This is a genomic window from Acidisoma sp. (assembly GCF_965199065.1).
Classification (GTDB): domain Bacteria; phylum Pseudomonadota; class Alphaproteobacteria; order Acetobacterales; family Acetobacteraceae; genus Acidisoma.
The window spans coordinates 116892-128997 of record NZ_CBDAQN010000001.1; the positions used below are offsets into that span (position 1 = coordinate 116892).

11 protein-coding genes are annotated in these 12106 nt (G+C 65.3%); all 11 read left to right on the forward strand.

Features of this window, described 5'->3' with window-relative positions; all coding sequences use genetic code 11:
* Position 1 precedes the first annotated feature (1 nt).
* The 11 genes from ACOEQ1_RS00580 (at position 2) to add (ending at position 12105) form a co-directional block, all read left to right on the forward strand.
* The gene (locus ACOEQ1_RS00580; RefSeq protein ID WP_419757299.1) at positions 2–853 is read left to right on the forward strand and encodes an OmpH family outer membrane protein; all 852 of its coding nucleotides are present in this window, start codon (positions 2–4) and stop codon (positions 851–853) included.
* A 6-nt stretch (positions 854–859) separates the two neighbouring features.
* Entirely contained in the window at positions 860–1927 is a 1068-nt protein-coding gene (gene lpxD / locus ACOEQ1_RS00585; RefSeq protein ID WP_419757300.1) for a UDP-3-O-(3-hydroxymyristoyl)glucosamine N-acyltransferase, read from the forward strand.
* Positions 1927–2427: a 3-hydroxyacyl-ACP dehydratase FabZ gene (gene fabZ, locus ACOEQ1_RS00590; protein WP_419757301.1), complete on the forward strand. Its 501-nt coding sequence runs from the start codon at positions 1927–1929 to the stop codon at positions 2425–2427. Before lpxD ends, fabZ begins: the two co-directional genes overlap by 1 nt.
* Positions 2424–3239 carry an acyl-ACP--UDP-N-acetylglucosamine O-acyltransferase gene (gene lpxA, locus ACOEQ1_RS00595; protein WP_419757302.1) on the forward strand — a complete coding sequence of 272 codons (816 nt, stop codon included), beginning with the start codon at positions 2424–2426 and terminating at the stop codon, positions 3237–3239. Before fabZ ends, lpxA begins: the two co-directional genes overlap by 4 nt.
* Before the next feature lie 9 nt (positions 3240–3248).
* Complete coding sequence (locus tag ACOEQ1_RS00600; RefSeq protein ID WP_419757303.1) at positions 3249–4079, forward strand: LpxI family protein; 831 nt, start codon at positions 3249–3251, stop codon at positions 4077–4079.
* A gap of 140 nt (positions 4080–4219) precedes the next feature.
* Positions 4220–4621, forward strand: coding sequence for a lactoylglutathione lyase (gene gloA, locus ACOEQ1_RS00605; RefSeq protein WP_419757304.1), 402 nt, complete (start codon positions 4220–4222; stop codon positions 4619–4621).
* Between the two features lie 390 nt (positions 4622–5011).
* Positions 5012–8593 carry a vitamin B12-dependent ribonucleotide reductase gene (locus tag ACOEQ1_RS00610; RefSeq protein WP_419757305.1) on the forward strand — a complete coding sequence of 1194 codons (3582 nt, stop codon included), beginning with the start codon at positions 5012–5014 and terminating at the stop codon, positions 8591–8593.
* A 109-nt stretch (positions 8594–8702) separates the two neighbouring features.
* Entirely contained in the window at positions 8703–9509 is an 807-nt protein-coding gene (locus tag ACOEQ1_RS00615) for an HpcH/HpaI aldolase family protein (protein WP_419757306.1), read from the forward strand.
* A gap of 116 nt (positions 9510–9625) precedes the next feature.
* Entirely contained in the window at positions 9626–10489 is an 864-nt protein-coding gene (locus tag ACOEQ1_RS00620) for an aspartyl/asparaginyl beta-hydroxylase domain-containing protein (RefSeq protein ID WP_419757307.1), read from the forward strand.
* A gap of 12 nt (positions 10490–10501) precedes the next feature.
* On the forward strand, positions 10502–11101 hold the full coding sequence (locus ACOEQ1_RS00625; RefSeq protein WP_419757308.1) for a nitroreductase family protein: 600 nt from the start codon (positions 10502–10504) through the stop codon (positions 11099–11101).
* On the forward strand, positions 11098–12105 hold the full coding sequence (add, locus tag ACOEQ1_RS00630; protein WP_419757309.1) for an adenosine deaminase: 1008 nt from the start codon (positions 11098–11100) through the stop codon (positions 12103–12105). Before ACOEQ1_RS00625 ends, add begins: the two co-directional genes overlap by 4 nt.
* Position 12106 lies beyond the last annotated feature (1 nt).

Consider the following 12106-nt stretch of genomic DNA (forward strand, 5'->3'; position numbering starts at 1 on the left):
CTTGCGACACATCTCCCGCTCCATCGCCGCAGCCGCGACGGTGCTCATCCTCTCCCCACTGGCCGCTCACGCACAAAGCAGCCAGCCGGGATGGTTCCTGCCCAGCCAGTCAGGCGGCGGCGCGCAACAACGGGCGCCCTCGGAAGGGCATGCCGTTCGCCACAGCGTTCGTCTGCCCGATCTCGGGCCGCCTATTCCGGCGACGCCCAAGCCTGAGCCCGCGGCTGAGGCTGCGGCGGAGGCCCAGGCCAATGCACCAATCCCCAGCCTGCCGCCGCTGATCCACGAAAATCCGCCGCCGGCGCCGATCATCGGCGTCATTGGCGTGCCCGACGTATTGCAGGCCTCGACCGCCGCCCAAGGCGTCGACAAGGAGATCCAGAAGCGTCGGTCGGCGCTGACGGCGGAGGCACAGAGGGAACAGGAGCTTTGGCGGCGAACCCAGGAGGCGCTGGCCGACCCGCGGGCGCACCTGGCCCCCGATGAGCTTCGGGCACGGGAGATGCAGCTGCAGAGCCGGATCGCCAGCGACCAGCTGGCCTTCCGCAACCAGGAAGCCCGCATTCAGGCAGCCGCCCAGGTGGCGCTTGGCCAGATCGAGCGGACGCTGATCGCGGTCATCCGCCAGGTAGCGACAAGCCGCGGCATGAACCTCGTTCTCCATCGCGCTCAGGTCGCGCTGAACATGAACAACTTCGACATCACTGATGAGGTGACGAAGCAGCTCAACCAGGTGCTGCCGTCGGTCACCGTTCCGCCGGATGCAGCTTTCGCCAATGTCACCGCGGCGTCGCTTCAGGCGCAGCAGCAACAGCAGGGTCAGCAAGGTCAGCAGGGTCAGCAGGGACAGTAAGCCTTGATGAACCCCGTCGCAGGGGACCCGCGCTTTTTCGAGCGTGCGGGCCCCTTCACGCTCAGCCAGGTCGCCGAGGCGATCGGCCAGTCCGCCGCAGGCCTGCCGGGGGAGCGTGTTTTCAACGGCGTGGCCCCTCTGCAGACAGCAGGTCCGCAGCAGATCAGTTTCCTCACCAACCGCCAGTACAGCGCGGCTCTGGCGGAGACGACAGCGGGTGCCGTGCTTCTGGAGCCGAAGCTTGCACACCTCGTTCCCTCCGGAACCCTCGCCTTGGTATCGGATCGGCCGGTTCTTGCATGGGCACAGGTGGCAGCCCTGTTCCACCCGCGGCCGGCGCTGAACCCCGGTATCCATCCGACGGCCGTCGTCGAGCCCTCGGCGCGCGTCGCGGCGGACGTGGAGATCGGACCGCTTTCGGTCGTGGGAGCAAGGGCCGAGATCGGCCCGCGTTGCCGCATCGGCCCGCTTGTGTCCATCGGTGAAGGGGTGGTCATCGGTGCGGACAGCCGGATCGGCTCGCACGTCTCGATCAGCCACAGCCTCATCGGCGAGCGCGTATACATTTTGCCGGGCGCCCGGTTGGGCCAGGATGGCTTTGGTTTCGATCCGACACCGACGCCGACCGGTTTCGTCACGGTGCCGCAACTCGGCCGGGTGGTCATCGAAGACGATGTGGAAATCGGCGCCAACTGCATGATCGACCGTGGTTCGGCGCAGGACACCGTGATCGGCGCTGGCTCGCGGCTCGACAATGCGGTGCAGATCGCCCATAACGTGCGGCTTGGTCGGTGCTGCGTGATCGTCTCCCAGGCGGGCATCTCCGGATCCACGACATTGGGCGATTACGTCATGGTCGCCGGACAGGCAGGGCTGACAGGACACCTCCACATCGGGCAAGGCGCGCGGATAGGAGCGCAGGCCGGCGTGATGACGGATGTCGCGCCCCGCGCATCAGTGGTTGGAAGCCCCGCTGAGCCCGTTCGCGAGTTTTTTCGGCAGGTCGCGTTCCTGCGCCGGATGATGCGGCGGGACCAAGCGGCCAAACATGAGACGGACGCAGGCCAGGGCTGATGGATGCAGAGACGGATCACGGGCACACCTTGACGGATGAGACCCACGAGAAGCTGGCAGTCGACATCGCCGGCATCATGCGGGCGATCCCGCACCGCTACCCCTTCCTTCTGATCGACCGGGTCGTCGACCTCGTCAAGAATGTTTCCGCCATCGGCATTAAAAACGTGTCGATCAACGAGGCATTTTTCCAAGGCCATTTCCCGGGTCACCCGGTGATGCCCGGCGTTCTGATCATCGAGAGCATGGCCCAGACCGCGGCCGTGCTTGTGGTGGAGACGCTCGGCGACCACGCCCGCGGCAAGGTCGTCTACTTCATGTCAGTCGAGAGCGCGAAGTTCCGCCGTCCGGTCATACCCGGCGACCAGGTTCAGGTGCATGTTGTGAAGCTGCGTCATCGCGGGAACGTCTGGAAGTTTCATGCGATCGCGCGAGTGGACGGCGCCTCCGTGGCGGAAGCCACCTATGCGGCAATGATCATGGATCGCGTAGGATCGTGACCGGCATCCACCCGGCGGCAATCGTCGAGGAAGGGGCCTTCATCGGGCAAGGGGTCGAGATCGGTCCCTGGTGCCATGTCGGCGCCGATGCGGTGCTGGAAGACGGCGTTCGTCTCATTTCGCATGTCGTGGTCGATGGGCATACGCGCATCGGCGCCGGCTCGACCCTCTACCCATTCGCGAGCGTCGGCCTGCCGCCGCAGGATCTGAAGTATCGCGGGGAGCCGACCCGCTGCGAGATCGGCACCGGCACCCAAATCCGCGAGCACTGCACGATCCACCGCGGCACGACGACGGGCAGCGGCGTGACGCGCGTCGGGGCGAAATGCCTGCTGATGGCGGTGGTCCATGTGGCGCACGACTGCACGCTCGGCGACGGCGTCATCATCGCGAACAACGTCGTGATGGGCGGCCATGTCACCATCGATGATGGAGCGGTGATCGGGGGCAGCGCGGCGCTGCATCAATTCGTTCGCATCGGACGCGGCGCCATGGTGGGCGGCGTGTCCGGCGTCGAGGCCGATGTGATCCCGTTCGGCCTGGTGATGGGCAACCGCGCCCGGCTGACCGGACTGAACATCATCGGGTTGCGCCGCCGGGGGGTGGAGCCCGCAGGCATCCGCACGCTGCGGGCCGCCTTCCGCCTGATGTTCCGTCATGAGGGTGTGTTCGCTGCCCGGCTGGCCGAGACACGGATGCGCTACGGCAACGACCCCATCGTCGCCGAAATCCTCGCTTTCATCGAGGCGCCGAGCAAGCGCGGTCTGATCCGGCGGAACAGCCGCGCGGTCGAGACCGACGACGCGGCCTGACTTTCCGCCGTGACGGCGACACTCGGCATCATCGCGGGGAGCGGGCTGCTTCCGGCCCATGTGGCGCGTGCGGCCCAGGCGGCGGGACGAGACGTGTTCATCGTCGGCCTCGAAGGCCATGCGGAGCCCGCGCTGCTTGCGCCCTTTCCCCACGCGTTCATGCGAATGGGCGCCGCTGCCCGCATGCTCTCCGTGCTTCGCGAGAAAGGCTGCCGCGACCTCGTGCTCGTCGGGCCGGTCAAGCGGCCGTCGTTCCGCGACCTGCGACCCGATGCCGACGGGATGCGGCTGGTCGCACGGATCGGCCGCGCCGCATTCGGCGGCGACGACGGGCTGCTGAAAGCGGTGATCCGCGTGCTCGGCGAGGAAGGATTTCGGGTCCTTGGCGCGCATGAGGTACTGGGCGGCCTGGTCGGACGCTCCGGGCTGCTGACCAGAATCGCGCCGGATGAACAGGCGCAGGCGGACATCGCACGAGGCATCGCGGTATGCCGGGCTCTGGGTTCCGCGGATGTAGGACAGGGCTGCGTTGTGCAGGCCGGTATCGTGCTGGCGGTCGAGGCGGTGGAGGGCACGGACGCCATGCTGTCGCGCTGCGGTCCGCTGGCCTGGCCCGGACCGGGGGGTGTTCTCGTCAAGCTGGTCAAACCGGGACAGGACCGCCGGGCCGATCTGCCGACCATCGGCGCGCAAACGGTGCGCGGCGCGGTCGCCGCCGGTTTGCGCGGCCTGGCGTTCGAAGGCGGCGGCACGATCATCATGGACCGCGACGCCATGATCGCAGCCGCGGATGGAGCCGGCTTCTTCATCATCGGCCTGGGCCCGGACGCACTGTCGTAAACTTGCGCGTGGGCCTGCACGGCGCGCCACCCGACTTGGCAGGCGGTGCCGATGGCATCATCTTGCGGCTGTGCCCTCGCCCGAGCGCACCATTTCACACAAGCCACCAGACATCGAAATCCGCAAAAGGAGCAACTGCCATGAGCGCGAGCCAGGACTTCAAGTATCTGCATACCATGCTGCGCGTCGGCGATCTGGAGCGCAGCATCCGCTTCTATTCCGAGAACCTCGGGATGTCCGAAATTCGCCGCGCGGATGTTCCCGACGGCGAATATACCCTTGTGTTCCTCGGTTACGGCGACGAGAGCACGAACACGGTCCTCGAACTCACCTACAACTATGGGGTGAACCATTACGAAATGGGGACGGCGTTCGGCCACCTCGCCCTCGGGGTGTCCGACATCTACGCCACCTGCGAGAAGCTGCGTGCCGCGGGCGCCAAGATCTCCCGCGAGCCGGGGCCGGTGAAGTTCGGCACCACGGTGATCGCGTTCATCGAAGATCCGGACGGCTACAAGATCGAGCTCATCGAGCGCCACTGATCATCCATCTGAGAAGCGGCATCTGCGGGTTGTCCCGCAGATGCCGCATGTCCGCCATGCGCGTCACGGCCCGCGATGCGGCGGCTGCGTCAAGGACGCCCGATAGAGCCCGAAGCCTGAACGATATTGGCGGGGGCACGAGTCGGGGCGGGTGCCGCGCTATGGTCCCAGAAGCACCTCGGCATGAAGTCGGCGAGGAGGCGATTCGTGTTCTCCTCAGGTCCAGCTTCGGCGTAACTTCTGACCGGCCGGCAAGAGCTGCGCGAGCGTCGCCACCCTGTCAACAGCAACATCTTGTTGCGGCGGGGAGTGCCACCCACTAGATTTGGTTATCGGTTTGGTCCCTGTGGGCCGACTGCCACGCCAAACGGCTTGAACGAGGACCATCGCATGCGCTTTGAGCGGGAACTGACTACCGATGCCGAAGGTCGCTACGGCGACATCGAGTTCGTCCGCGCCACGAGCGAAATTCGTAATCCTGATGGTTCGGTCATCTTTCGCCTTGCAGATATCGAGGTGCCGAAACCTTGGTCGCAGGTCGCTTGCGACATCCTCGCGCAAAAGTATTTCCGGAAGGCCGGCATCCCGGCAGCGCTGAAGCCGGTCGATGAGCCAGGCGTGCCCGCTTGGCTGCGCCGCCATGTAGCTGACCGGCAAGCGCTGGACGCCATGCCGGAAGCAGAGCGGTCGGTCGGTGAAACCACGGCCAAGCAGGTCTTCGACCGGATGGCCGGCACCTGGACCTACTGGGGCTGGAAGGGCGGCTACTTCGATAGCGAGGCCGACGCCCGCGCGTTCCGCGACGAACTCTGCTTCATGCTCGCCCGCCAGATGGTGGCGCCGAACTCGCCGCAATGGTTCAACACCGGCCTGCACTGGGCCTATGGCATCGACGGCCCGGCACAGGGTCATTTCTACGTCGATCCGGCGACCCGCAAAGTGGTCGAATCCACCAGCGCCTATGAGCACCCGCAACCGCACGCCTGCTTCATCCAGTCCGTCGCCGACGACCTCGTGAACGAGGGCGGCATCATGGATCTTTGGGTGCGCGAGGCGCGGCTGTTCAAATACGGCTCGGGAACCGGCTCCAACTTCTCTAAGCTGCGTGGCGACGGCGAGAAGCTCTCGGGCGGCGGGCGTTCGTCGGGCCTGATGAGCTTCCTCAAGATCGGAGACCGCGCGGCGGGCGCCATCAAGTCGGGCGGCACGACACGTCGCGCCGCGAAGATGGTCTCGGTCGATGTCGATCATCCGGATATCGAGGCCTATGTCGACTGGAAGGTCATCGAGGAGCAGAAGGTCGCGGCGCTGGTCGCGGGTTCCAAGATGACGAAGCGGCAGCTGGATGCGGTGATGGCCGCTTGCCGGGAGGCCGCTCCCGACCTCGGCGAGGCCGCCTACGACGTGGCGCGCAACCCAGCGCTGAAGGCCGCCGTCCGCCGTGCCCGCGATTGCGCGATCCCCGAGAACTACGTCCGCCGCGCCATCGACGCCGCGAAGAACGGTGAGGAGAGCTTCAATTTCCGCACCTACGACACCGACTGGGACAGCGAGGCCTACCTCACCGTCGCCGGCCAGAACTCGAACAACTCCGTTCGGCTGACCAACGAGTTCGTCCAGCGTGTGCTCGACGACGGCGCCTGGGATCTCATCCGCCGCACGGACGGACGTGTGCACAAGACGCTGCCGGCACGGGCGCTCTGGGACAAGATTGGCGCGGCCGCCTGGGCCTCCGCCGATCCCGGCGTGCAGTACGACACCACCATCAACGAGTGGCACACCTGCCCGGCAGGTGGACGCATCAACGCGTCCAACCCCTGCTCGGAATACATGTTCCTCGACGACACGGCCTGCAATCTGGCGTCCCTTAACCTGCTCGCCTTCCGCCGGGACGACGGCCACTTCGAGACCGCGCTGTTCACGCATTGCACGCGCATCTGGACCGTGGTGCTCGAAATCTCGGTGCTGATGGCGCAGTTCCCGTCGCGTGAGATCGCACGCCTGTCCTATGACTACCGTACTCTCGGGCTGGGCTATGCCAATCTCGGCGGCCTGCTGATGGCGGCCGGGCTGCCCTACGACAGCGATGAAGGGCGCTCGATCGCGGCGGCTGTCAGCGCCGTGATGACCGGCGTCGCCTATCGCACGTCGGCGGAGATGGCGGCGCAACTGGGGCCGTTCCCCGGCTTCGCGGCCAATCGCGAACCGATGCTGCGCGTGATCCGCAACCATCGCCGGGCTGCGATGGGTGGGTCCGAGCCGTATGAGGAGCTGACGGTCGCACCAGTGCCGTTCATCCGCGCGCAATGCCCCGATGCGGGACTCGCCGGTGCCGTGGCGGACGTATGGAATGAGGCGCTGGCGATGGGCGAGGCTCATGGCTATCGCAACGCGCAGGTGAGTGTTGTCGCGCCGACCGGCACCATCGGCCTCGTCATGGATTGCGACACCACCGGCATCGAGCCCGACTTCGCGCTCGTGAAGTTCAAGAAGCTGGCGGGCGGCGGCTACTTCAAGATCATCAACCGCATCGTCCCGGAAGCGTTGAAGACGCTCGGCTATAACCCGGCGCAGGTCGACCGCATCATCCGCTACGCGGTCGGGCATGGCACGCTCGTGGGCTCTCCCGGCGTCAGCCATCAGGCGCTGATCGCCAAGGGTTTCGGCTCCGCCGACATCGCGAAGGTCGAGGGCGCGCTTGCCAGTGCCTTCGACATCAAGTTCGTCTTCAACAAGTGGACGCTGGGCGAGGACTTCCTGACGGGTGCGCTGGGCTTCACCTCCGCCGAGATCGAGCGCCCGCGTTTCGACCTGTTGACGGCGCTGGGCTTCACCCGGGCTCAGATCGAAGCCGCGAACACGTATGTTTGCGGCGCGATGACTTTGGAGGGCGCCCCGGCGATCGACCCCGCGCACCTGCCGGTGTTCGACTGCGCCAACCCCTGCGGGCGGATCGGCGTTCGGTTCCTTTCCGCGGAAAGCCACATCCGGATGATGGCGGCGTCACAGCCGTTCATCTCGGGCGCCATCTCCAAGACCATCAACATGCCCAATTCAGCGACGGTTGAGGACTGCAAGCAGGCGTATCTGCTGTCCTGGCGGCTGGGGCTGAAGGCCAATGCGCTTTATCGCGATGGTTCGAAGCTCAGCCAGCCGCTGTCCTCGCAACTCATCGAGGACGAGGAGGAGGACGAGGTCCTGGTGGGCCAGCCGGCAACCGCTCAGGCGGTCATGATGGCCGAGCGCATCGTGGAGCGCGTCATCCATCGCGCCGAGCGCCGCCGCCTGCCGGATCGTCGCAAGGGCTATACGCAGAAGGCGTCGGTCGGTGGCCACAAGGTCTATCTGCGGACGGGCGAGTACGATGACGGCAGCCTCGCCGAGGTTTTCATCGACATGCACAAGGAAGGTTCGGCCTTCCGCTCCCTGATGAACAACTTCGCCATCGCGATTTCGATCGGGCTGCAATACGGCGTGCCGCTGGAGGAGTTTGTGGAGGCCTTCACCTTCACACGCTTCGAGCCTGCCGGGATGGTGCAAGGGAACGAGGCCATCCGCATGGCGACCTCGATCATCGACTACATCTTCCGCGAACTGGCGATTTCGTATTTGGCCCGAAACGACCTGGCGCATGTCGATCCGGCGGACCTCATGCCGGACACCATCGGTAACGGGGCCTCTGAGGCCAATCTCCCGCGTCCAGGAAGCGAGACGGCGGAGCAGGCGCGCTCGGTGCTGGCGGATATCCAGCGTGGGGTGAGCCGCGGGTTCGTGCGCGGCACGATGGGCGCGCCGTCCGGGCTGATGGCTCAGGCGGTGGCTCCCGGCGAGGATCGGATGAGCCGCATCCGGGAGGCGAAGGTGAAGGGCTATGAGGGCGACAGCTGCCCGGAGTGCGGCAACTTCACGATGGTGCGGAACGGCACCTGCCTCAAATGCGTGACGTGCGGCGCGACGAGCGGCTGCTCCTAAGGCCGTCGCGAAGGCGACTGTGGCGGTCATCTGGCTCTGACGGACGGAAAGTTTTTGCTTCTTTTCTCAAAAAGAAGCGCTTCTCTTACCAAAGCGAGGAGCCTGCCGGGTGAAACCTAATACCGCCAAGGCGTCGCTCGACGCGAAGAAGAAGCTGCTCGGTTGCTGGCTTCAGCTTGTCAATCCGGTCGTCGGCGAGATGATGGGGCTCGGTGGCTATGACTTCGTGCTCATCGATCTCGAGCACGGCCTGGGCACAATACCTGACGCGGCCAATGTGATGAGGGCTGTGCGAGGCACTGGGGCGTCCTCTTTCGTGCGCGTGCCCACCAATGACGCGATCACTATCAGGACCTTGATGGATCAGGGCGTTGACGGCATCATGGTGCCGATGGTCGAGACGCCCGAGGCCGCGCGTGCCGTTGTTCAGGCCTGCCGCTACCCGCCAAAGGGCGTCCGAGGGCTGGCGATCGGCATCGTGCGCGGCGCCGATTACGGCATGGACGATGCCTATGTGGAGACTGTCGACGATCATACTGTGGTCATCTGTCAGATCGAGACGGTCGAAGGCGTGAGGCGCGCGAAGGAGATTGCGGAGGTGGATGGCGTCGACATGCTCTTCGTTGGCCGTAATGACCTGGCGGCGGATAGCGGGCACATCCTTGACCTCGATCACCCCGAGGTGGAAGCGATGACCGACGAGGTGATGGCAGTCGCCCATGCCGCCGGCAAAACCGTGGGAACAGTGCCGAGCGCCGGGCGGAACTGGCAAAAACTGCTCAGCGACGGGTTCGACCTCGTCATTCCGTCGAGCGACATCTCCATTCTGCGGAGCTTCGGGCAGGAGGAGGTGGCGGCGTTCAGGACGGCGACAAACCAGGGGAAGCAATCGAAGCCGGTCGCAAGAGGATACTGACAGCAAAGGGAGTAGGGGCTCCAATCCTTTACGAAGCCTCGCCAAAACCCTAACGGCTGTCGTATCACGCACGGTGGGAGGCCATGTTAGGCCATCCCGCCTGCGGAGATCGAAGCATGGACATGACTACAAACACCTCGCCGATAGCGGACGACACCGACCAAGGCTTGGCAGACAGCTACGCCGCCAACCAGACATTCGAGACCCCCGGCATCAAGCCCATGGGCCGGCCAAGTTTCACGACGCGCTCTGTGATGCGCGTCGTCTCGTGGATCGAGCGGCTGAACCTTCGCTCCGCCAGGTTCGGCAACCCGCCGATTTACGACCTCGCCACCTTCCCCTGGGCGCGGGAGATCGAACGGGAGTGGCAGCTCATCCGCACCGAACTCGACCGCGTGCTTATCCGCAAGGAAGACCTCCCGAGCTTCCACGACATCTCCACCGACGTCTCGACCATCAGCACCGACGCCGGCTGGAAGACGTTCTTCCTGACGGGTTACGGCCACACCTCAGCCAACAACACCGCGCTGTGCCCGGAAACGTGGCGCATCGTGCAGAAAATCCCCGGTCTGCAGACGGCGATGTTCTCGATCTTCGAGCCGGGCAAGCATTTGCCGGCGCATCGCGGGCCCTATAACGGTGTGCTGCGTCTGCATCTCGGCCTCAAGGTGCCGAACCATCCGGATCGCATCGCCATCCGCGTCGACCAACAGATCTGCCACTGGCAGGAAGGCCGCGCGCTCATCTTCGACGATGCGTTCGAGCATGAGGCGTGGAACCACTCCGATGAAACCCGGGTGGTGCTGTTCGTAGACTTCAACAAGCCGCTGCGGTTCCCGGCCAACCTGATCAACGCTCTGCTGCTGAGAATCGCGATCTTCACGCCCTTCATCAAGGAGGGCGCGGACAATCACTCCCAATGGGAGAAGAAGTTCTACGCAGAGGCGGAAGCTCTGCGGAACGCTGGCACGAAGCACTGAAGAGGAATGATCATGACGACGAGCGCCAATTCCCGGACCGCCGACCACGAGATCGAATCCCTTTTCCTCGAGCGCTGGTCACCGCGGGCCTATAATGAGGAAGAAATCCCCGAAGCCGATCTCTTTTCGATGTTCGAGGCCGCGCGCTGGGCGCCGTCTTCCTATAATTCTCAGCCCTGGACGTTCCTCTACGCTCGCCGCAGTTCGCCGGACTGGGGGAAGTTCCTGGGCCTGCTGAACGAGTTCAACCAGAGCTGGGCAAAGCGGGCGGGGGCGCTGGTCATCATCGCCTCGAACTCGCTGATGCTGCCGCCCGGCGCCGAGAAGCCAGTACCTTCACACAGCCATTCGCTCGATTGCGGGTCCGCCTGGGCGTATTTCGCGTTGCAGGGCGCGAAGCTCGGATGGCATGCGCATGGGATGGTCGGCTTCGATATCCCGCGCGCCTTCACGGAGCTGAACCTCCCCGCAGGCTATCGTGTGGAAGCGGCGGCGTCGGTCGGCCGGCTGGGCGACAAGTCGATCCTGCCCGAAACTCTTCAGGGGCGGGAAACTCCAAGCCCGCGCAAGCCGATCGGCGAGTTCGCCTTTGCGGGCGGCTTTCCCGGATGACCCAGGCTTCCGCTGACCGGCAGCGCCTGCGGGCCCTTCCGAAGGCGGAGATACATGTTCATCTCGAAGGCTGCTTTTCGCGGGAGCAGATTGCCGGCCTGGCGCAGGCAGCGGGAGAGCCGCTGCCGCGTCCACCCGAGGATCTCTTCACCTTCAAGAACCTCGTCGAATTCCTGGGTTTCCTCGACTGGAGTTGCGGCCTCGTCCACACGGAGGCGCAGGTGGAGGCGATGGCCTATTCCTTCTGCTGCCGGCTGTCGGACAATGGTGCGGGCTACGCCGACGCGATCATCAACCCGACCCACTGGCCCGCGTGGCGTCACCGCCTGCCGGAGATGATCGCGGCACTCGACCGGGGCTTTACCGCCGCCGAGCGGGACGACCTGCCGCCGGTCGGGCTGTGCCTCAGCCTGCTCCGCCAGCAATCGGCCGATGAGGCGGCCGAGCTTCTCGACATGATGATCGCGCTCCGCAGCCCCAGAGTGGTCGCCCTGTCGATCGACGGGAACGAGGCCGCGGCGGGACGCACAGGGCCACGGTTTGCGGATACCTTCCGGCGGGCAGGGGCGGCCGGTTTCCGTCGCACCGTCCACGCGGGAGAGTCGAGCGGGCCCGACGGCGTCCGGGACGCCATTCACCTGCTGGGGGCGGAACGCATCGACCACGGCGTACGTGCAGCCGAGGACAGGGCGCTGATGGACGAGATCCGCGACCTCGGCATTCCGCTCGACATCACACCGACGAGCAATGTCCGGCTCGGGATTTATCCTCGCTACGAGGAGCATCCGATTGAGCGGCTGCGGCAGCATGGCATCCCGGTATCGGTCGGTACCGACGATCCGGAGCTGTTGGAGACGACGCTCGTCGAAGAATATGCCCGCGTCGCAGGGACGTTCGGCTGGAACGATGATGTTCTGCGGACGGTCGCAAAGACATCAATTGAGGCGTCGTTCGCAAGTCCGGAGGTCAAGCGCGACCTGCTGGAGGCGCTGTCAGCGTGGTGAC